We start from the raw sequence: 21,250 nt of genomic DNA, 5'->3' as shown, positions 1-21,250 counted from the left end.
CGACTTTTCAACTTTTCGACTTTTCGACTCCTCAACTTCAGCTAGACCACCTTCCCCGGATTGAAAATCCCCTCCGGGTCCCAGGCGCGCTTCAGGCCGCGCAGCAGCTCGATCTGGACCGGGTCGCCCAGGGCCAGGAAAGCGTCCCGCTTCGCCAGGCCGATGCCGTGTTCGCCGCTCAGCGCGCCGCCCAACCCGACAGCGAGTTTGAAGAGTTCCATCAACTGCCGTTCCAGTTCCGCCGGTTCTGTTTCACCCGCCGCCAGCAGGTTCACGTGGAGATTCCCATCGCCCAGGTGGCCGTAGGTCACGGCGGGGATTCCCAGTTTTTCGAGGCCATCGAAAAACGCAGGGATACGGTTGCGGGGCACCACGATATCCTCGCTGATTTTTTTCGGATGGCGTTCCTTCAGGAAGGCCGAGGTCAGCCGCCGGATGTTCCAGATCTGCTCCCGCTGCCGCGCATCAGAAGCAAGCTGCAGGTGCTCCGAGGCCGGCCCCAGCGCATCGGTGAGCGAGGAGATGAAGGCTTCCGATGTGCAGCCCCGGTCATCGAATTCCAGGATCGCAAGGGCCTGGCCAGGCAGGCGGCGCGCTTCTTCGGGTCCGCCCTCCCGCAGTTCATCCAGCACCGCCGGGTCGAAAAACTCGAAGGCCGACGGCAGGAATCCTGCCGCACAAAGGCTTCCCGGCAGTTCCAATAAATCGTGGAAATCCGTTACCGGCAGCAGCAGCGTCAGGAATTCCGCGGGCCTTGGAATGAGCCGCACCGTGGCGCCCGTGATCATTCCAAAGATGCCTTCGCTGCCGACGAGCAGCTGGGCGAGGTTCGGCCCCGCATTGGCCTTCACGCTGCCGATGCCGAAACTGTGGATTTCGCCGTCGGCCATGAGGGCATCCACCGCGAGGACCCAGTTCCGGGTCATGCCGTACTTGCAGGCATTGGGCCCGCCGGCGTTGGTGGCCAGGCTCCCGCCGAAGGCGCAGAGGGGCCATGAATTGGGATCCGGCGGATAGAAGAGATTCGCTTCCTCCGCCGCCGATTTCACGTCCCGCAGCCACGCGCTCGCCGGGGCGGAGAGGGTCAGATTCTGGTTCGAGACCTGGATCTTCCCTGGCCATAAACCCATGTCCACCACCACCGCGCGGCCCGCGGGCACGCAGCCCCCAGCCTTGCCGGTGCCTGCGCCCCGGGGGACCAGGGCGAAGCTTTCTGCCTTGGCGAGGCGGACGAGTTCGCGGAGATCCTCCCGGCTCCTCGGTTTCACCACAGCCAAGGGCAGCGCCCCCGCCACGTGGGATTCATCGGAGCGGTAGGGCTCCAGGCTCTCGGATTGATCGAGGACCTCGGCATGGGGCAGCCGGAATACCGGGAAGGCAGACATCGTTTTCCATGATGCCCGCTCGGCCGTTGCATGGGTGGGCCGGCACCCAACGGACCGGAATAAAAGGCCGGAAGCGCATTGGTTATTTCGCGGGGGCCCCCAAGGTCTACACTGGGCAATCTAGATCCTGCCTATGACCCCCTTCGGAATGCCCGCTTATTCACTCCCATGGATCGTGGTGGGACTGGCCTCGGCGGCCGCGCTCTGGTCCTCCTGGACCGCCCGGCGGCGCGGCCTCGAGCGTGACCAGGCCGCGGCCACCCTGGCGCGGGTGGCGGATGTCGCAGGGCTCCTCATCGCGCAAGTGGATCTCGAGGGCCGCTGGCTGCAGGTTCCTGCGGAGCTCTGCGGGCTGCTCGGCCAGGCGGAATCCGGGCTGCTGGGAAAACCCGTCTACGAATGCCTGCATCCAGAGGACCAGGCGCGCTGCAAATCCGATTGCGCGGACCTCTTGAACGGCGGGCGGCTCTCCTGCGCCCTGGAGGCTCGGGTGCCGCGCCCGGACGGCAGCGAAATCTGGATCCAGCTCAACGGCACGCCCATCGAGGGCAGCGCCGGGCATCCGCTCTACATCCAGGCCATCGTGCGGGACATCAGCCAGGCCCGTGCCGTGGCCCAGTCCCTGAAGGACAGCGAGGAAAAATTCCGCACCCTGTCCGACAACATCAATTGCGGCGTGTTCCTTTACACGGATGTGTTCCATTACATCAATCCGGGCATGGAAGCCATCACGGGCTACGGGGCCGAGGAACTGCTGGGGCAGCCCATCTGGACGCCGGTGCATCCCGACGAACAGGAACTAGTGCGGCAGCGCGGCGAGGCCCGGCGCCGCGGCGAGGCGGTGCCAGACCGCTACACCCTGAAGCTGCTCCACAAGGACGGGCAGACGACGATCTACACGGATTTCATCGCCCGGGCGGTGAAGCTCGGAGGCCAGGTCTACGGGCTCGGAACGGCTTTCGACATCACGGACCGCGTGGTGGCCGCGGAGGACCGCCTGCGGATGGAGCGGCAGATCCTGGAGGCCCAGAAACTGGAGAGCCTCGGCTTGATGGCGGGGGGCATCGCCCACGATTTCAACAATCTGCTCACCGTCATCCTCGGCAACGCCAGCATCATCGTGGAGGAGGCTCCGCAGAAAAGCCTGCTCCAGGCCTGCGCCACGACCGTCGTGGACACCTGCCACCGGGCCTCGGACCTCACCCGCCAGATGCTCGCCTACTCGGGGCGCGGCCGGTTCGTGGTGGAGCCCACGGATCTCAATACCGCCGTGAAGGGCATCGCGACGCTGGTGGAATCCGCCCTCCCGAAACTCATCACGCTGCGCTACGAGCTGGGCCAGGATCTGCCGGGAATCAACGCGGACCGGGCCCAGTTGCAGCAGGTGATCCTGAACCTGGTCACCAACGCCGGGGAATCCATGGCCGACGGCAGCGGCATCATCACCGTGAGCACCGGCTTCCAGCAGCTGGAGGAGGATGACATCGCGGGCGCCTACGCCGGGCAGGAACTCCAGCCAGGCCCCCACCTCTTCCTGGATGTGGCCGACAGCGGCAAGGGCATGGATGAATCCACCAAGGCCCACATCTTCGAGCCCTTCTTCACCACCAAGGCCACGGGCAGGGGCCTGGGCCTCGCGGCCATCCAGGGCATCGTGCGCGGCCACAAGGGCGGCATCTGGATCTACAGCCTGCCGGGGAAGGGCACCACCTTCCGCGTCCTCTTGCCCGCCCTCGGCGCGCCGGTGGCGGTGGCAGACGAGGCTTCAGCCCTGCCGGACGGCTGGCGCGGATCGGGCCTGGTGTTGGTGGTGGACGATGAGGAGCCGATCCGCACCATGGCCGCCGCGGCCCTGAAACGGGTAGGCTTCGAGGTGGTGGAGGCCAGCGACGGGCAGGAGGGCATCGAAGCCTTCCGCCGGCACGCTCCGGAACTCCGCGCGGTGCTGCTCGATTTCGTCATGCCCGTGATGGGCGGAGAAGCCGCGCTCGAGGAGATGGCGCGCATCGCGCCGGAAGTGCCGGTGATCTTCAGTTCCGGCTACGAAGGCGATTCCCAGGGCCCGGACGCCACTGGCAACCGGCCCTTCCTGCAGAAGCCCTACACCATCAAGGAACTGGTTGCAAAACTGCGGGACGTGGTGGGGTGACGGCTTTTAGAGCCTGTTTCAAAATAAGGCGTGGCCGCGACGTCGTCGGGTTTACTGCCTAGAATCACAGGAGACCCCGGCCGCAGGCCGGCATGAGGATCCATCACGATGGCGCGCTTGCTTCTTCTGCATACCGGCGGCACCTTGGGCATGGCGCCCAGCGGCGACCCTTCTTCACTGGCGCCTGGACCCTACCTGGACCATGTGCTGGAGCGGGTTCCGGAACTCCGGGACCTGGCGGAGCTGCAGGTGGAAGTGCCCTTCAATTGCGACTCGGCATCCATGGAACCGGGCCAGATCCTCGATCTGGCCGCGCACATCCGCAGCCGCGCCGCGGCCTTCGATGGCGTGGTGCTGATCCATGGCACGGACACGATGGCCTTCACGGCGTCGCTGCTGGGCTTCCTGCTGGCGGACCTGGGCAAGCCCGTGGTGATCACGGGCTCCCAAAGGCCCTTGTCCTATGTGCGCAGCGATGCGCGAGAGAACCTGGTGGACGCGGTGGATCTCGCCACCCGGGGCGTCAACGAAGTGGGCATCGTCTTCGGCACCCGGTGGCTGCGGGGCGTGGCCACGGACAAGCTGAGCGTGCACCGCTACGAAGCCTTCGACAGCCCGAACCTGGCGCCGCTCGCCGAGATCGGCATGGACCTGGCGATCCATCCCCAGGCGGGGAAATTCGAGCGGCGCATGCCGAGCGCCTACGGCTCCGCCTTCGCCAGCGACATCGCCGTCTACCGGCCCTTTCCCGGCATGCATTGGGAGCTGCCGGGCGAAGGCGCCCGGGGCGTCCTCATCGAGACCTACGGCGCGGGCAACCTGCCCATGGAACGGGCGGATCTGCTGGGGTTGCTGCGCCGCTGCCGCGAGCGCGGCCTGCCGGTGGTGGCCACCACCCAGTGCGCCTCGGGCTCCGTGGACCTGGAGGCCTACGCCCTGGGCCGGGCCCTGGGAGCCGAGGGCGGCATCAGCGCCGGCAAGCACACCCGCTGGGCGGCGCTGGCCAAGCTGGGCTTGCTGCTGGGCGCGGGCAGCGGGCTTGATGAAGTCCGTAGTTCCTTCGCGACCTCATGGGCGGGCGAACCCGTTTGATCGGAATTATACTTTTCTAATGACAGTGGCTTCGCCGTTTTCGATGGATCGGCGAGAAAGCTTGCTTGGCTAGCTGAGTGCAAAAAATTCACTTGCATCTGTAGCTAGGTACAGGGGGAGATTCAATCTCCACACTCAGTAATAAGGGAGGCTCATGCCGAGCAGTCGTTCAGCGCTTCGAATGGCAGAAGTGTCACGGCTCTGCGGCATCAGCGATCAGGCCATCCGTTTTTACGAGCGGAAAGGCTTGATTCTTCCGGTTGGCCGCACATTGAAGGGCCACCGAGTCTATTCGCCAGAGTCCCTCCAATCCATCCGCGCCCTTAAAACAGCGCAGAGCATGGGCTTCAGCCTTGATGAGATCCAAACCATATTGAAGGCGAACTCGGGGGAACCGGATTCTTGCAAGGATTTGCAGGATCTCCTCGAGGAAAAGCTGAAACGGGTCAGGGAAATGATCGGCTCCCTGGTCCTGGTCGAAACCAAGATCGTTGGCCTGCTGGAGCAGTGCGCCCCTTGCGACGGGACAATGTGCCCTTTGCGCACTGATATGGCATCCCAGGAAGCGATCGCAGGCCAGCGCAGGTGCATCTGCCTCGGAGGGGAACTGGGCCCAACAAAAGGCGCCGATCCAAAGGCCAACCGGTCCGATACATGACCCTCGGCTCAGGCTCCACGGTTTGGCTGGATTCGCTGCGCGCCATTTGCCACGAAACGAGCGCTGTGGACCTGCGTGTTTTTGAAAATGGGGTGGATGAGCTCATCTATTCCGAACTGGGACCGCGGACCCTGGATCTGCTTCACCGGTCCAGCCTGCTTCTGCAGCAATTGCATTTGGGAGGCCCAGCTGATCCCGGCCGCCCAGCAGCGGATGAGGTTGACCACCATGAGCGGAAGGAGCACGATTTTTCATTCCAGGTCGATGCGCTGGTCGCCCAGGAAGGCGATGCGGTACGGCTTTCGGATCTATTGGAAATGGCGGGATTCCATCTCTCCATGAAGACGGCGTTGCTGAATTCGGCCATGAAGAAGGACCGGTGGGATCTCCTTGATGCCTGCCATAGCTCGCTCCGCGGGGCGCGAAAGGCCCTGGTCGCCCTGGAACATGTGGCCTGCGGGATCCAGGGCGCGAAACCTCTGCTCACCTACCAGACGGAACTCGCAAATTCGCTCCAAGTCAGGCTCGCTTTCGCGAAATTCCGGGAATCAGTCCGGTCAATCCTCGGGAAAAGCACCCTGCCGCATGAAATCGGCGGTGCTGAACTCAAGCGGATGATCCTCGGTGGATCCACTGCCCTGGCTGTGCTTGTCGGACGCGATGCCTACCCTTTGCTGCGCGCCCGGGACCGCCGGCAGATCCGCGCCTTGCAGCAAAAGCTCCTTGCGGCAGGCATCGCCTCCGGGCGGGAACAGCAACTCTTGGGGGTGCAAACCCTCGCCGACCTCGCCGCCTTCGCGGAGCTGATCACCCTCATCAACCAACGCGAGGAATTGCTGGAGCATGACAAAGAATTGGCCAGGAAAGCCATCAATTCGCTGCGTGGCCTGCTCCCGGACGAGCCGCCCGCGCGGGAATGGACGGAAGCCATCAAACCGCTGCGCGGTCGGGACACGGACCTGGACCAACTGATCCGCCAACCCCACGGCATCCCTGTGAGGCTCTGGACCGCCTTGCTCCAGTCCCTCATGGGGGAAGAACTGCATAGCCAGGTTTAATCCGGGCCCGGCGATCCGAGCCCTCTTTTGGAGCAAGACCATGAATGCCGAAGCAGCGATCAAGGCGAGCATCAGTGAAGTTCCCAAGGCCGTAGCCGCGGGCCTGGTGGATATGGATTCCGGCATGCTCTTGGCCGTGAAGACCGTGGATAGCCACCCCCAAGCGGTCCTGGACATGGTCGCCTCGGCTACGCATGACCTGTTCCAAGGCGACAACGTCATGAATATCGAGAACATGTTCAAGCAGATCCGGGGCGTGACGACAGCGGAGCATTATTTCCAGGAAATCATCGTCGCCAGCACCAACCTCTGGCACTTCTTCGGTCGTCTGAAGCAGCAACCCACCATCGTGCTCATCGTCGTCACACGCCAGGATGTGAACCTCGGCCTCGTGCTCATGAAGTGCCGTGAGATCACGGCGAACACCAAAGTCTGAGATCGAAGCCCCATGGGCATCATCCATTCCCTGCGGGTCCGGTTTGAGGGCCGTGAAGTGCTGCGCCTCGATCGCGTGGCGCTTCCGGCCCGCGGGGTCCTCGCCGTGCTGGGGAAGGGCGGGAGCGGCAAGAGCACCCTGCTCAGGGCCTTGGCCGGAAGGCTCACAGCCGCTCACGACTGGGATGTGCGCCTGGAGGCGGAAGACGTCCCTTTGCACGCCATTTTCGTTCCCCAGCGGCGGAGATCCGAGGGGCGATGCCGGGAATCGTCGGGACCGCCACCTTGCGCCTCGCCCCTCCCCCCAGAGTGTAATTCGGGGCGAGCGGTGGCGCCGGTGGATCCGCCGGAACCTGCGCCACGGCCTGGACCGCCCTGTTGCGGAATTCCCTCCGAATGCCCACTCCCATGCTGCTATTGGATGAGCCCGAGGGAGGAGTGCCAAATACATCCCTTGAGAATCTGGCCCAAGAAATCCTTGGGCTCAAACCGAAGACCGTCATTGTGCTGGTGACCCACAACATCGCGTTCGCGGAACGGGTCTGCGATACCGCGCTATTCCTGGAAGATGGCCGGAATGTGCTGCAGGCGGAACGTCATGAATTCTTCCGGTCTCCAGTCCATCCACGTGTAAAAGAATTTTTAAAATGGGGCGGTTGATGATCTCCAGGAGCTTCCATTGGGTATTGCCCGGCCAGCTCGCCGGGGCTTCGCAACCAGGCCTCCTTCAAGCCATCGAGCTCGACCTGGATTACCTCCGGCAGCAGGGAGTCCGCCACCTTGTCTCCATGACCGAAGAACCCCTCGCCCTCCCTCTGGAAGCCGAAGATTTCACCGGACTCCATTTTCCCGTTCCGGATATGGGCATCCCCCAGCCCAGGAAGGCCGCCGAAGTCTGCGCGTGGATCGCCGACCGGCTCGACTCGGGACAGCCTGTCCTGGTCCACTGCCGCGCCGGCATGGGCCGCACGGGCCTTCTGTTGGCGTGCTTCCTCGTATGGCGAGGAGAGGCTGCGGGCCGGGCGGTCGTGCGCGTCCGGAGCCTGAACAACGGCTATATCCAGACAAAGGCGCAGGAGGACTTCATCTCCTCCTTCCAAGAATTCATCGCCATCAAACGCTTGCCCTTCGGAGACAGCTGAACCATGAAATGGACTCTCGTTCTACTGGTCTTCCATCTGGCCTCGGCCTTCTCGGCGCTGTTCCTCGGACTCCGCACCTGGTGGACCCCACGGGGCACCCCGCGCCACCGCCGCCTTGGCAGGTTCTACGTCGGGACCACGATTCCCCTCTGCGCCAGCGCCTGGGGGCTCCATGCGCTGAGCGGCCGGGCCCCGCTCACGCTTCTTTGGCTGGCGGGGATGTGCCTGGTGGCCGCCATCGCGACACCCTTCCTCGCCATGTCGCCCCGCCGTGGATTGAGGGCTTGGCATGGGCACACAGCTTGCCTCTCACTTGCTTGCTTGGGGGGCGCCATTGTGGAGGTCCTATTGCCAGGACCATGGACTTGGCCCGCCCTGGCGGCAGTCGTGATCTGCCTGAGAGCGATTCCCCGCCCGCTGCCCGTGACTGCCCTCGTTTGAAGGAGAACGGTCCACCCCTTTTGCCCTGGAGGTCCCATGGATCCAGACGCGCAGCCCCGCCGGAGGATCGAAGACGGATCCGCCGACCCTGGCTTCTATGCGGAAATTGGCGGCGACGCGACGCTTCGGCGCGTCCTCGACGCCTTCTACGACCGCGTCTTTGTCGACCGGGTCCTGGCTCCGTTCTTCGCGGACCACGACAAAGCCACGCTCAAGGGCAAGCAGTTCGGATTCCTGCGCATGCGGTTCACCGGAGAGCGCGGCCAATACATGGGGCAGCGACCCCGCAATGCCCACCACTGGATGGTCATTTCGGACGAGGAGTTCGACCGCCGCCAAAAAATCATGGATGAGACCCTGCAAGCCGAAGGCCTATCGGCCGTCCAGATCAAAAAATGGCTCGGCACGGAGGAGGTATTCCGGCGGCAGATCGTGAAGGACCGTCCTTGGCCCCTTTTCTACCATGGCTTCGAGACCTACTGGGTGGATGGAAGGCGGGAAGGAGGCGTTTCCCTTGATCGAGACCCACCGATTTCTCACCAGGGCCGCTTGCTGTCAACGAACGGCCAAACGTTGTCCGTTGCACGACATCCCCTGTACGGAAAACCGATTGGATCGGAGCTTCACCCCGGTCGCAACGGTTGGCGGATGATGAAAGGCTGGGCAGCTCGCGAATGACATTGTTCTCGAGAGCCGTGGAAGCGGCCTGATGCACATTTTGAGCGCGTGCCGATGACGAGCATGGAACGCCAGGCGTGGGATCACGGCCGCACATCACCCCCAAGCAAGCCGAAGAACAGCTACGTATCGCGGCCGTGGCCTTCGAGTCTCAGCAAAGCATGATGGTGACGGATGCCAACTGTGTGATCCTGCAGATCAATCAAGCCTTCACCGAAAGCACCGGCTATTCGGCCGAAGAAGCGGTCGGCCAGACTCCGCGGCTGCTCAAATCCGGCCATCACGATGAAGCGTTCTACCGCGAAATGTGGCAGACCATCAACCGCACTGGGGGGTGGCGGGGAGAAATCTGGGACCGCCGCAAGAACGGCGAATCGTATCCCAAATGGCTCGTGATCTCGGCCGTAAGGGGCGACGATGGGGCTGTCACCCATTATGTCGGCACGCACTTCGACATCACCGAGCGGAAGAAAGCAGAAGGAAGGATCCAGGAGCTGGCCTATTTCGACCAGCTCACCGGGCTGCCCAACCGGACGCTCCTGCTGGACCGCTTGAACCAGGCCATGACGGCCAGCGGACGAAGCGGCTGCCATTGCGCCCTCCTGTTCATCGATCTGGATGATTTCAAAACACTCAATGACACGCTCGGCCATTACATGGGCGATCTGCTGCTGAAAGAGGTCGCGAAGCGCCTGAAAAAGTGCGTGCGCGAGGGCGATACCGTGGCTCGGCTGGGCGGCGACGAATTCGTGGTGGTGCTTTCGAACCTGGATGCCACCGAGCTTAATGCCGCCGCCGATACCGAGGCGGTCGCTTTGAAGATCCTCTCGGCACTCAGCCAGAGCTACGGAATCGGCAATGTCACCTACCGCAGCACGGCAAGCATCGGCGCAACCCTCTTCATTGGTTCCCTGGTTTCGATCGAGGACCTGATGAAGGAAACCGATCTTTGCATGTACAAAGCCAAGGCAGCGGGCCGCAATACGTTTCGTTTCTTCGATCCGGCCATGGAGGTGGCCGTGAAGACCCGGGCAGCCCTGGAGGAAGATCTGGAGCTGACTGAAAGCCTACTTGTGCATGATGTAGACGAAATCGCCGAAAAAATGTTCGTATTGAAGGCAAATGGCGTCAGGTTTTCGATTGATGATTTCGGCACTGGCTATTCTTCGCTGTCGTACCTGAAACGCCTCCCTGTGGATCAACTGAAGATAGACCGGTCGTTCGTGCGCGATATCCTTGACGACCCAAACGATGCGGCAATTGCCAGAACCGTTGTGACACTGGCCGGGAGCCTAGGAATGAGCGTGATCGCGGAAGGCGTTGAAACAGCGGAGCAACGAGACTTCCTGGCCGGTTGCGGGTGCCCGGCCTATCAGGGCTATTTCTTCAGCCCGCCACTTCCAATAGATGCCTTCGAAGAGTTTGCTCGAAGTTTTTTCGGTCAGAGGAGAAGCCCTTGCAAGGCGGTTAGGGTCTTCCGGGCGAGGCCGCTAAGCCGTTCGCTGTCCGGTCTAAGCGTCCGTTACGAACTCACCAGAAAAGCGCTGGTTAGTTCGTAACGGTCGCTAAACTGGAGTTTTTCCAGGATTCCAGATGCTTGATCCCCAGCTCCTCCGACGCGACCTGGAGGCCGTGAAAAGCGGACTCGCCCACCGCGGCGCCGCCTTCGACGACGCCACTTTCCAGATCCTTGAAAGCGAACGGCGTCGTGTGATCCAGGAAGCGGAGCTATTAAAGGCTGCGCGCAACAAGGCAGCTGAAGAAGTAGGCAAGCTTGCCAAGCAGGGGCCGGCGGTGAGATCGCGGAGCGCCATCTAATCTGTGCCAGAAGCCGCCCGACGGGAAGATGGGCGACAAGCTGAAGATCCTCGAAAAGGCTGAAAGAGAGGCTGAGGCCAAGTTTCGCGCCTTCATTGCCACCATCCCGAATCTTCCGGATGCCTCGGTTCCGGTTGGTGTGAGTGACGAAGGAAATGTTGTGATCAAGCGCTGGGGCCAGCTTCCGGACATCGCGAACCCCCTGGACCACGTGGATCTAGGCACCAAGCTCGGCATCCTCGACCTGGACCGCGCCGCGAAACTGAGCGGCGCGCGCTTCAGCGTGCTGATGGGCTGGGGCGCGAAACTGGAACGGGCCCTGGCGGCCTTCATGCTCGATCGCCAATCCGCCAGCGGGTATCTCGAAGTCATCCCGCCCTATCTCGTGAACGCCGACAGCCTGTACGGGACGGGACAATTGCCGAAGTTCGAGGCGGATCTCTTCAAGATGCCCCATGGTGAATCCAGCCTCTACCTCATCCCCACCGCGGAAGTGCCGGTGACGAACCTCTACCGCGACGAGGTGCTTGCCTTCGACCAATTGCCGCTGCGCCACTGCGCGCTGACGCCCTGCTTCCGCAGCGAAGCGGGCAGCCATGGCCGCGACACGAAGGGGCTCATCCGCCAGCACCAGTTCCACAAGGTCGAGCTCGTGAGCTTCACCGCGCCCGAGCAGGCGGAAGCGGAGCTGGAGCGGCTCACGGGCAACGCCGAGGCCATCCTGGAAGAGCTGGAACTGCCCTACCGCCGCGTGCTGCTCTGCACAGGCGACATGGGGTTTTCGTCTCGGAAAACCTATGATCTCGAAGTCTGGCTGCCCAGCCAGGACACCTACCGCGAGATCAGCTCCTGCAGCTGGTTCGGCGACTTCCAGGCCCGGCGCGCCAACATCAAGTACAAGCCCGCCGATGCGAAGGCGAAGGCCACCTTCCTGCACACGCTGAATGGCAGCGGGCTCGCCGTGGGCCGCACCTGGGTGGCGGTTCTGGAAAACGGCCAGCAGGCGGATGGCAGCGTGAGGATCCCGAAAGCGCTGGTGCCCTACCTGGGGACGGAGCGCATCCGCTGAGCGGGTTTTCCCCGACTGGTCCATGGGGAAATGTCAAAACCGGTCCAATGGCGTTGGCGGATCGTTTGGTACGTTTTCTTGGTTGAACCAGGAGATAACCATGCGCCATTCCCTCATCGCCTTGCTCTTGCTGCTGCTTGGATGCGGCGGCTCCACGAGCAGCATCGGCCCCGCGCCGGGAGTCCCCCCGAGCATCGGCGCCCAGCCCCAGAACCAGTCAGTGACCGCGCCCGCCACGGCCACCTTCTCGGTGACCGCCACCGGCGACGCGCCCTTGGCCTACCAGTGGCGCAAGAACGGCACCGACATCCAATACGCCACGGGTGCTTCCTACACGACCCCCGCCACCACCACCGGCGACAGCGGCAGCCAGTTCACGGTCCGCGTCAGCAACGCCGCGGGCAATGTGCTGAGCAGCGCCGCTTCGCTGACGGTGGCCGCCCCGCCAGTGCCGGATTTCAGCCTCGCCGCCGCCTCCGGGACGGTGGTGGAGGGCGCCAGCGGGCCCGCGACCATCAACATCACCCGCACCAACGGCCACGCCGCGGCCATCACCCTGGGCATCCAGGCCAACGCCCAGAACATCACTGGCAGCGGGACCATTGGCGCCTCGGCCTCCTCGGGAATCCTCACCATCGCGGTGCCCATGGGCGTCGCGGCGGGTCCGCTCAGCCTTGTCCTCAGCGGCACCGACGGGACCTTTACCCATACGGCAGCGTTGAACCTGACGGTCGGGGCGCTGGCCAAGGTGCGGTTCTTCTCCGCGAGCTGGGGAGACAATGCCATCCGCATCACCGATGACCTGCTCAATGTTCCCGGCGTGGCCACCCCTCGCCTGATCCAGGGAGCCAACACCCAGATCAACAATATGCATGTGGACCACCTGGCCGTGGATCGGACCCGGAAGATGATCTACGTGGCCAATACGAACCCCGCCAAGATCCTGGTCTGGCACAACGCCGACACCGTGTCGGGGAATGTGGCGCCGGACCGCGTCATCACCCTTCAGGGCCTCACCAGTTTCGAGGGAGTCACCATCGATTCGGCCCACGATCGCCTGTACGTGGCTGGGATCGCTGGATCTGCAACGGTGTGCGCGGTGAATGCCGCCAGCACGCTGAACGGCAATGTGACACCCACCGCGTTCCTCAATGCGCCGGGCGTCTGGCTCTGCCTGGACCCTGTGAACGACCGCCTCTACACTTCCGAGGGCGGAATTGGGGCGGACAAAGTCTATCGATTCGACAGCGCCAGCACCTTGGCCACGGGCGCAACCCCTTCCCGCACCCTTTCCTTCACGGGTCTCTCCCTGCGCAAGATCTGGGTGGATCCGGCCAGCGACCGCATATATTTGGCCAGCCGAAACGGTTCCCCCGCAGGTTTCAACATTTTCGCTTTCAATGGGGCCGCCGCTCTCATGGGCACCATCGCCGATCCGGATACAACCAGCGCCGCGCGGATACCCCTGTTCAACGCAATGAACGTGATGGTAGATGCTGGGGACCGCCTCTACTTCTGGGAAGATTCCGCCACGAACGTGCGCATCTTCTACAACGCAAGCGCCCTCAGCGGCACCATCACCCGCCAGCCGGACAAGGCCGTACCCGGCGTGGTGCACTTCGGATATGGCATGGACTACCTGCTGTACTGATCGGCAGTCTGGATCAAATCAAGGGAAGGAATGGATCGTGAGGATGTTTTCAGGGCTATGCTCCTGAGAGCATCCTCATCTTTCTTGCTGGAATTCCTGTGGATCTTTTAAGGGTCGAACACCTTTCACTGCACCGAGCTGAGCGCTGGCACCTGCGGGGAATCTCATTCGGTGTCCAGCCCGGCGAAGCCTGGGGCATCGTGGGCGAGAGCGGCGCGGGCAAGACCACGCTGATGAATCTGATCCTCGGCTTGCTGGAGCCGACGGCCGGCCGCGTGCTGCTTTCGGGCGAAGCCTGGTCGGGCATTCCCGAGAAGGCCCGCCGGCCCTGCAGGCCCCGCATCCAGGCGCTGTTCCAGGATCCTCTGGCCAGCCTTCCGCCCCACATGACCGGCTTTGAAATCCTGGAAGAACCGCTGGCCATCCACCGGCGGGGAGATCCCAAGGCCCGGCGCCAGGCGGCGGAAAAAATGGCCGCGAAGGTGCGGTTCCCCGGAAGCGCGCTGGACCAGAAACCAGGCCAATGGTCCGGCGGGCTGGCCCAGCGGCTGGCCTTGGCGCGGGCGCTGATGCTCTCGCCAGCCCTCCTGGTGCTGGACGAGCCGCTGTCGGCGCTGGACCCGACCCTGGCCGGCCACATGCTGGAGCTGCTGCTGGAACTCAAGGCCGAAGGCGTGGCGATGCTGTTCGTCAGCCACGATCTGCCCGCGGTGCGCCGTCTGTGCGACCAGGTCCTGGTGCTGTACGGCGGCGAAATGATGGTCAGGGGACCTTCGCAGCCGCTGCTTTCAGAACTCCGCCATCCCTACCTGCGCGGCCTCTGGGAAGCGGTCCCCGATCTGGAGGCCTCCTCCCATCCGCGGCGATGGGGTGTGGAGCGGGTGCGGGATCTGGAACCCGGCGGCTGCCTGCTGATGGACCGCTGCCCGCAAGCCTCGGACCAATGCAAAACCGCGCCCGGGCTCGATGCGGACGAGCGTTGCCACCATCCCTGGCCAGGCCGCCAGGCATGAGGAGCGGGGCGGCGGGGTTCTGCAGGCTTGCGGCCTTGGGCCGAGCCTCGAGCCTCACTCCCCGAGATCTGATTGTTCCGCGGGCGTCGCCTTGGGATTGATCCAGATGCCGTTGACGCGGCCCCACAGGGAGCTGAAACCTGGCCGCAGCCTGCCTTCGGTTTCCAGGAACTGGACCTCGTGGTCGAGCTGCTTGGCGACCAGCTGTTTTTGCAGTTCGTCCAGGAGGGCTCGGCGCTGCGCGAAATTCATTTCCGGAGCCGGGGTGCGGGCGGTGACCTTCCCGATCCAGAGCTTGCCGTCGTTGCCCCACACCGGCGCGCTGATCTGGCCGGCGGCCGTGGCGAGCAGCTCTTTGCGGATGCCGATGGACGCGGCTTCCGGGTAGGCCCTCACGGTCGTGTCCGGACTGGATTTCACCTCGCCCAGGGCTTTCAGGTCCCCACCCTTGAGCTGCGCGGCGGCGGTTTCCAGGAGCAGCCGTTTGGCTTCCCCCGATTTCCAGGAATCCAGCACCTTCGCGCGGATTTCCTTGAGGGGCGGCACCGAGCTGGGCAGTTCCGAGAGCACCTTGAAGACCACGAAAGCGCCGCCCGCGCTCTGCACCTTGGAAATGTCGCCCACCTTGAGCCTGAAGACCTCGTTCACCATCATGCCGGCGAAGGCGATGCCCTCGATCTGCGCGGACGGCTCGTTCAGGAAGGGTTTGCTGGTCTTCACCTGCAGGTCCAGGGCCCGGGCCGCGGCGTTCAGGTCCCCGCGCTCGCCGGTGCGCTTGCGCAACTGGGCCAGCTTTTCCTTGGCCCGGTTTGAGAACCGCTCCTGCGCGAGTTCGCTGCGCAGGGTTTCCTTCACATCCTCGAAGGACTTGGTGCGCCGCCCATCCAGCCGGATGATGTGGATGCCGAAATTCGTGCGCACGGGCTGGCTGAATTCGCCTTCCTTCAGCGCCACGGCGGCGTCTTCGAAGGACTTCACCATCTGCCCGGACTTGAACCAGCCCAGGTCGCCCTTGTTGCCTTTATTGCCGTTGGCGTCCTTGGCGGAAGGATCTTCGCTCAGGGTTTCGGCCTTCTTCGAGAAATCCGCGCCCTTGGCAAGCTCCTCGCGGAGCTTCTGGGCCTTCTCGGTGGCCGCGGCGAATTCCTCGTCCGTCTTCGCCTTGAACAGGATGTGGCTGGCCTTCAGCTCGGAGTACTCGGCCTTCTTGGATTCATAGGCGGCCTTCAGCGCCGCCTCATCGGGATTCAAGGTGTTGCCGAAGGAAGCCATGTCCACGGAGACGAACTGGATCAGGCGGCGGGGCCCCTGCTGGAACCGCGGTCCGGATTCCTGGAGGTAGCTTTCCAGCTTCGCATCGCCCGGATCCGCCACCGCAGCTGGATCCGGCTGGAGGCTCACGGCCTCGATGCTGATTTTTTCGTTCCGGGCCCGGTGTTCCAGATTGATCCAGGCTTCATCCACCGGCATCTCGTGGCTCAACTGGGAGTTCAGTTTTTGCTGGATTAACCGCTCCTTGGACTGTTTTTCGAACTCCTTGAGGGAAGTCTGGCTGGCCTGGAGGATGCGGTCGATTTCCGGCAGCGGGCGCAGCGTGCCGTCGGGATTCTTGAAGAACTCATAGCGCTTGAGCGTGGAGATGAGGTCCTCGCGGACTTCCTGGTCCGTCACCACCACGTGATGGCGCTCCGCCTGTTCCTCCTTGATGGCCTTGTCGATGAGCATCTTGAGGGCCGTGCTCTGCGCGTAGGCCAGCCCCTCGTCCGTCCGGGCCTTTTCCCCCATGCCGCGCTGGATGTAGAGGGTATTGAGGTCCCAATCGCCTTTCAGGATCTCCCGGCCGTAGGCCCGCGCCACCACGTTGTCCCGGGCCTCGGGATTGCCGCTCGGTGCGAGGTAGGCCACCATGCCCACCAAGGTGAGCATCATCAAAATCGCGGTGGGCGTCTGGTTGCCTTGGAAGGCTTTTCGGAAATTGCGGAGCATGAAGGGACTCTCCAGGTGCGGGGCCCGAAGCCGCCAACCCCGCGGGACTGCGGAGCCGGGTGGCCATCGGCCCGAATCTTCAAGCTTATCAAAGCTTCGCTCCCCTTCTAAGCCGTTATGACGAAATAACGTCAATCGGTGCCATGGTGGACCGGCATAAGGGGGGGTAACGAACTAATCAGAAAAGCGCTGATTATTTCGTAACCCCCCCTAAACTTAAAGATCGAGGAATGCATGGCTGTCCGACCGATACTCACCTGGGGCGACCCCCGCTTGAAAAAGAACAGCGCCGATGTGGGCCCCTGGTCGCCGGAGCTGGAGCAGCTGGTGGCGGACCTGTTCGAGACGGCCCTGGACGAGGAAGGCGTCGGACTGGCGGCCCCCCAGGTCGGCGTGAATCTCAATCTCGCGGTGATCGACTGCTCCTGCGGGGAGGATCCATCCCAGAAGCTCGTCCTGATCAATCCCGAGATCCTCCAAACAGAAGGCAGCCAGACCGGCCCCGAGGGCTGCCTGTCCATTCCCGGCATCCATGAGGTGCTGGAGCGCCCGCAAAAAGTGAAAATCAAGAACCGCCGGCCCGACGGGACCTGGGACGAGATCTGGGGCGAGGACTTGATGGCGCGCGCCTACTGCCATGAAATCGACCATCTGCGCGGGAGGCTCTTCGTGGAGTACTTCGGTCCGGTGAAACGCCAGGTCATCCAGCGCCGGTATCAGAAGCAGCACAAAGCCTCGTGACCCGCATCGCCTTTCTCGGCACGCCCCAGGCCGCCGTGCCGGCCCTCCGCGTTTTGGCAGCGGCGCATCCGGTCCAGGCGGTCTTCTCCAACCCCGACCGGCCCGTTGGCAGAGGCCGCGCGCTCACCCCCCCGCCCGTGGCCGCGGCCGCCCAGGAATTGGGCCTCGCGGTGCACCAGCCCGAACGGTGGAAGACGGAAGCGGCGCGATCGCTCTGGGAGTCCCTGGGCATTGAACTGGCCATCGTGGTGGCCTACGGGCACCTCCTGCCTTCCTGGATGCTGGAATCCTGCCGCCTGGGCGCCTGGAATCTGCATTTCTCCCTGCTGCCCCGCTGGCGGGGAGCCGCGCCCGTGAACCACGCCATCCTGGCCGGGGACCCGGAGACCGGCGTCAGCCTCATGCGGCTGACCGAAGGGCTCGATGAAGGTCCGGTCCTGGCCATGAGCCGGCGGCCCATCACGATGCAGGACACGTCGGATTCGTTGCTCGCTCAATTGGCCTGCGATGCGGCGGCGCTGCTGGAGCAGCACCTCCCCGCCCTGCTGGACGGCACAGCCCGCCCCGCAGCCCAGGACTCCGCGGGCGCCACCCTCGCCCCCAAGCTCACCAAGGCCATGTCCCGCCTGGATCCGTCCAGGCCCGCGCTGGAACTGCATCGCCGCGTCCGGGGCCTGCAGCCCTGGCCCGGCATTGAATTGCTGCTGGAAAACCAGCCCATCAAAGTCCTCGGCGCAGGTTCCTTGAAACCCAGCAGCGACGCCCCGGGCACCTTGCGATGGGACAAGGGGGGCGCCTGGTTCGCCGCAGGGGATGGGCAGGCCCTGGAACTCACGCGCCTCCAGCGCCCCGGAAAGGCCGCGCAGCCCGCGCTGCAGGCCTTGCAGCCCTGGGGCGCTTCGGGCATTCGGCACGAGGTCTGAGGTCTGGGTGAAGCTCGGCCAGAGCTTCGCCCATCGCGCCTGCTGCCTCTACCTCGCAACCGGCATCAGGCCAACCGGGCCGCCACTTCCCTGTAGTCCGGATCCATGTCGTGGACAGCCGTGAACTCGATCTTGGCCTCATCCCGGCGGCCCGCGGACAGCAGCAATTCGCCGAGGTCGTAGCGCAGGCCGATGCTGTCCTCGGGGGGGAAGCCGGGCGCGTGGATGCCCTGGTTCAGCCAATCGATGGCGGCCTCCTGGTTGCCCAGCTCGAGCTCGCAGATGCTGAGCATGGAGCAGCATTCCTGGGTGCGCTCCGGATCGACCATGGCCTTCTTGAATTCCTCGACGGCCGGCTCCAGCAGCATCATTTCCTTGTAGGCGATGCCCAGGTTGTAGTGGGTGTCGTAATCGTCGCCCTGGACCTGCTTTTCGACGCCGTCCCGGAAGGCGGAGAACAGCTCGTCCACGCTCTGCACCTTCTCCACCACGTTGGTGGCATCGTGCATCTCCTCGCCTTCGCCGGTCTCGAGCAAGGCGTCGCCGAGCACGTCGGTGAGGTCGAAGAAGGAGTGGCTGAAATCATCGTCATCCTTGGAGGTGGCCTCCACGCCGATCTTGCGCAGGGCTTCGTCGGCGCGGTTCAGGCGGGACAGCAGCTCCGGATGGTCCTGGTACTGCTGGAGCGCCGCGACGATCTCTTCCTTGGCCTCCTCGGGGCTGCCGTAGTCCATCTGGAAATCGATGTCCGAAAGGACGGACGCGAGCTCATCATCCACCACCGGGCCGGTGGCGGCGATGGCGCCCGGCAAGGGTTCGAAGACCGGGAAGCCAGGCAGCGTCGGGGGCTCTCCGCCGACCCCCAGAACCTCGCCAGGCATGGGCATGAGCGGCATGGGCATGGTCAACATGGCTTCGGGCGGCGTGCCGGGCGCTTCGGCGGCTGGGGCCGGAGGGGCAGCCGGCGCTTCCGGTTCCGGGGGGATGAAATCGAAAGGCGACGAGCCCATGGGGCCGAAGGATGGCGCTGCCCCCAGATCCAGATCGGCCATGAAATCCATGGAATCGGTGGGAGTCGGAAGATTGAATTGGGCGGATTCGACGGCGGCGGGGCCCGCGGGAGCCAATGGTGCAAGCGGCGCGCCGGGTTCCAAAGCCGCCGATGCGGGGATGGCCGGCAGGCCCCCGGGCAGATCCAACGAGATCAACATCTCCGGAGGAGGTGCCGGGGCGCCTTTGGTTTCCGGGGGCAGCAGCGTGCTGAAGGGGACTCCGCCCAGCGACTCGCTGGGAGGCGGCCCCAAAGCGATGGAATCCGCCATGTGCGGAGGCGGCGCGGAAAAGGGATCGGGGCGGGGCGGGGCCGGCGCCCGGGGCGGGGCCGGTGGGGCGGTCGGCGGAGGCGGAGCGGCGACATCGACGAGGCCCAAAGTCCGGCGGTGGAGGCGCGTGGAACCCGGGAACATCTGTTCGGCGCGGTCCAGCAACTCGAGAGCCTTGTTCCTGAATCCCTTTCCCACCAGGACCTGGGCGGTCTGGACGTAGTGCATCTGCACCCGGCTGAGAATGCCGGAGGCCTTGTGGATCTCGGCGATCTTGTCGATGGCGATGTCGAAGGCGGGATCCAGTTCGAGGATTTTCTTGTAGGCCTCCACCGCGCGGTCCGTGGACTTCGACCGGGTGTAGGCTTCCGCTTCCCGGACCAGTTGCTGGATCTGCAGCTGTTTGACCGGGTCCATCTCGGTGGTGTCGGTGGGCCGGCCCCCGCCCATGGTGTGCTCGGAGGCACCTGCGTAGGCCGGCATTCCCGGCGAAGAGGGCGGGGCATCCGGCGCTTCCCCTGGCGTGATGCCCAGGGCCTTGAGCTGTTCGGCCAAGTGCGCGGCGAGGTTCTGGTCCCTCTGCTGGGTGGCGAGGTTGTACGCGTTTTGGAGCGCGGCACCCTGCTCCTGGCGGTTCCCGCTCTGATGCGCGATCTCCGCAAGCTGGATGTAGGCTTCGCTGGACCAGTGGCCCTGCAGCGCGCTCTTCAGCGCCTTGGCGGCGTTGTCGCCCATGCCCCGCCGCGCGAATTCGCGGCCGATGGGCTTGAACAGCCGCAGGCCTTCCTCGCCGCGGTTGGCCTTCAGTAGATCGCGCAGGGCGCGTTCGCAGAGCTGCAGCGCCTTCTCGGGCAATTGGGGGATCTGTCCCAGGGCTTCGAGGGCCCGGTCCGGATTCTTGCTCTGGATTTCGATCTCGGCCAGGGCCTCCAGCAATTCATTGCTGCGTGGATTGGCCTTGAGGCCTTCCCGCAGGTGGCTGGCCGCGGCACTGAGATCCTTCTGGATCACCGCCAGGCGGCTCTGCGTCAGGAACACCTGCGGCGTGCTGACCATGGACTTGGCCCGCTCGAGGATCTGGTTCGCCTCGGTGTGCATCTGCTCGATGGCCAGGGCCTCGGCCACTTCCAGGTAGATGGCCGCGGCGCGGTCCTTCATCCCTTCTTTGTTGTAGAGGTCCGCCAGCTTCACCTTGTTCTTGAGGTTCTTGGGGTCCAGTTCCACGACCTTGGCGAATTCCTCGAGGGCCCGTTTGATGAGGCCTTTCTTGGTGAAGAATTCCGCCACGGACAGATGCACCTGCAGGGCGTCCTTGATCATCCCCACCTGGCGGTACATATCCGCCAGACGGCCGCTCATGTCCAGGTCATCCGGCGCCAGGCGCGTGGCCTTCTTCAGGACCGCGATGCCCTTCTGGGTGAAGCCGTCCCGTTCATAGGTCATGCCCAGGCGTTTGAACAGGTCGATGGCCTCGCCGATGCGCTTGGCCTGGACGCACAGATCGCCGATGCGGTTCATCAGCGGCAGATCCTTGGGATTGTCATCCAGAAGCTTGCGGTACTCCTCGATGGCCTTGTCGATGCGGCCAGCCGCCAATAGCTTGTCGGCTTCCTTGGTGACTTTGGCTCGATCGATGGACATGGGTGGCCTGGCAGAAGTTACTGTCAGTGTAGGAAGGCTCCCGGATTA

At 64.1% G+C, this 21,250-nt stretch carries 17 protein-coding genes and 1 pseudogene; 15 read left to right on the top strand and 3 right to left on the bottom strand.

The window, feature by feature from the left end:
- Positions 1-41 precede the first annotated feature (41 nt).
- On the bottom strand, positions 42-1,385 hold the full coding sequence (locus tag IPQ13_10370) for an FAD-binding oxidoreductase (GenBank protein MBL0211297.1): 1,344 nt from the start codon (positions 1,383-1,385) through the stop codon (positions 42-44).
- Between the two features lie 148 nt (positions 1,386-1,533).
- Here IPQ13_10370 and IPQ13_10365 point away from each other — a divergent pair, with 148 nt between their 5' ends.
- From IPQ13_10365 to IPQ13_10305, 13 genes and pseudogenes are all read left to right on the top strand, one after another.
- Entirely contained in the window at positions 1,534-3,534 is a 2,001-nt protein-coding gene (locus IPQ13_10365) for a PAS domain S-box protein (protein MBL0211296.1), read from the top strand.
- A gap of 108 nt (positions 3,535-3,642) precedes the next feature.
- On the top strand, positions 3,643-4,626 hold the full coding sequence (locus IPQ13_10360) for an asparaginase (GenBank protein MBL0211295.1): 984 nt from the start codon (positions 3,643-3,645) through the stop codon (positions 4,624-4,626).
- A 154-nt stretch (positions 4,627-4,780) separates the two neighbouring features.
- Positions 4,781-5,284, top strand: coding sequence for a MerR family transcriptional regulator (locus IPQ13_10355; GenBank protein MBL0211294.1), 504 nt, complete (start codon positions 4,781-4,783; stop codon positions 5,282-5,284).
- Positions 5,281-6,342 (top strand): hypothetical protein, encoded by a 1,062-nt coding sequence (locus IPQ13_10350; protein MBL0211293.1) that lies wholly within the window; start codon positions 5,281-5,283, stop codon positions 6,340-6,342. The genes IPQ13_10355 and IPQ13_10350 overlap by 4 nt, the downstream gene beginning before the upstream one ends.
- A 40-nt stretch (positions 6,343-6,382) precedes the next feature.
- On the top strand, positions 6,383-6,778 hold the full coding sequence (locus tag IPQ13_10345; protein ID MBL0211292.1) for a hypothetical protein: 396 nt from the start codon (positions 6,383-6,385) through the stop codon (positions 6,776-6,778).
- Between the two features lie 437 nt (positions 6,779-7,215).
- The gene (locus tag IPQ13_10340) at positions 7,216-7,437 is read left to right on the top strand and encodes a hypothetical protein (protein MBL0211291.1); all 222 of its coding nucleotides are present in this window, start codon (positions 7,216-7,218) and stop codon (positions 7,435-7,437) included.
- Entirely contained in the window at positions 7,437-7,919 is a 483-nt protein-coding gene (locus IPQ13_10335; protein MBL0211290.1) for a dual specificity protein phosphatase family protein, read from the top strand. Before IPQ13_10340 ends, IPQ13_10335 begins: the two co-directional genes overlap by 1 nt.
- Before the next feature lie 3 nt (positions 7,920-7,922).
- Positions 7,923-8,360 (top strand): hypothetical protein, encoded by a 438-nt coding sequence (locus IPQ13_10330; protein MBL0211289.1) that lies wholly within the window; start codon positions 7,923-7,925, stop codon positions 8,358-8,360.
- Between the two features lie 36 nt (positions 8,361-8,396).
- The gene (locus tag IPQ13_10325) at positions 8,397-9,038 is read left to right on the top strand and encodes a group 1 truncated hemoglobin (GenBank protein MBL0211288.1); all 642 of its coding nucleotides are present in this window, start codon (positions 8,397-8,399) and stop codon (positions 9,036-9,038) included.
- A 161-nt stretch (positions 9,039-9,199) separates the two neighbouring features.
- Positions 9,200-10,597, top strand: a complete 1,398-nt coding sequence (locus tag IPQ13_10320; GenBank protein MBL0211287.1) for a diguanylate cyclase — start codon at positions 9,200-9,202, stop codon at positions 10,595-10,597.
- 34 nt (positions 10,598-10,631) lie between these two features.
- Positions 10,632-11,925: pseudogene (gene serS / locus IPQ13_10315) on the top strand (serine--tRNA ligase).
- Between the two features lie 100 nt (positions 11,926-12,025).
- The gene (locus IPQ13_10310; protein MBL0211286.1) at positions 12,026-13,576 is read left to right on the top strand and encodes a hypothetical protein; all 1,551 of its coding nucleotides are present in this window, start codon (positions 12,026-12,028) and stop codon (positions 13,574-13,576) included.
- A 98-nt stretch (positions 13,577-13,674) separates the two neighbouring features.
- Positions 13,675-14,589 carry an ABC transporter ATP-binding protein gene (locus IPQ13_10305; GenBank protein ID MBL0211285.1) on the top strand — a complete coding sequence of 305 codons (915 nt, stop codon included), beginning with the start codon at positions 13,675-13,677 and terminating at the stop codon, positions 14,587-14,589.
- 54 nt (positions 14,590-14,643) lie between these two features.
- Here IPQ13_10305 and IPQ13_10300 read toward each other — a convergent pair whose 3' ends face one another.
- Positions 14,644-16,575, bottom strand: coding sequence for a peptidyl-prolyl cis-trans isomerase (locus IPQ13_10300; protein ID MBL0211284.1), 1,932 nt, complete (start codon positions 16,573-16,575; stop codon positions 14,644-14,646).
- Between the two features lie 234 nt (positions 16,576-16,809).
- On the opposite strand from IPQ13_10300, the gene def reads away from it, so the two are divergent.
- Both def and IPQ13_10290 read left to right on the top strand, forming a co-directional pair.
- Positions 16,810-17,316, top strand: coding sequence for a peptide deformylase (gene def / locus IPQ13_10295; protein MBL0211283.1), 507 nt, complete (start codon positions 16,810-16,812; stop codon positions 17,314-17,316).
- Positions 17,313-18,239 (top strand): methionyl-tRNA formyltransferase, encoded by a 927-nt coding sequence (locus IPQ13_10290; GenBank protein ID MBL0211282.1) that lies wholly within the window; start codon positions 17,313-17,315, stop codon positions 18,237-18,239. The genes def and IPQ13_10290 overlap by 4 nt, the downstream gene beginning before the upstream one ends.
- A gap of 65 nt (positions 18,240-18,304) precedes the next feature.
- Here the strand turns inward: IPQ13_10290 and IPQ13_10285 are convergent, their stop codons facing one another.
- The gene (locus IPQ13_10285) at positions 18,305-21,202 is read right to left on the bottom strand and encodes a tetratricopeptide repeat protein (GenBank protein ID MBL0211281.1); all 2,898 of its coding nucleotides are present in this window, start codon (positions 21,200-21,202) and stop codon (positions 18,305-18,307) included.
- Positions 21,203-21,250 lie beyond the last annotated feature (48 nt).

The sequence above is a fragment of the Holophagaceae bacterium genome, assembly GCA_016720465.1.
Classification (GTDB): Bacteria; Acidobacteriota; Holophagae; order Holophagales; family Holophagaceae; genus JANXPB01.
The sequence above is the reverse complement of the archived record's forward strand: the minus strand, read 5'-3'. Positions and strand labels throughout refer to the sequence as shown.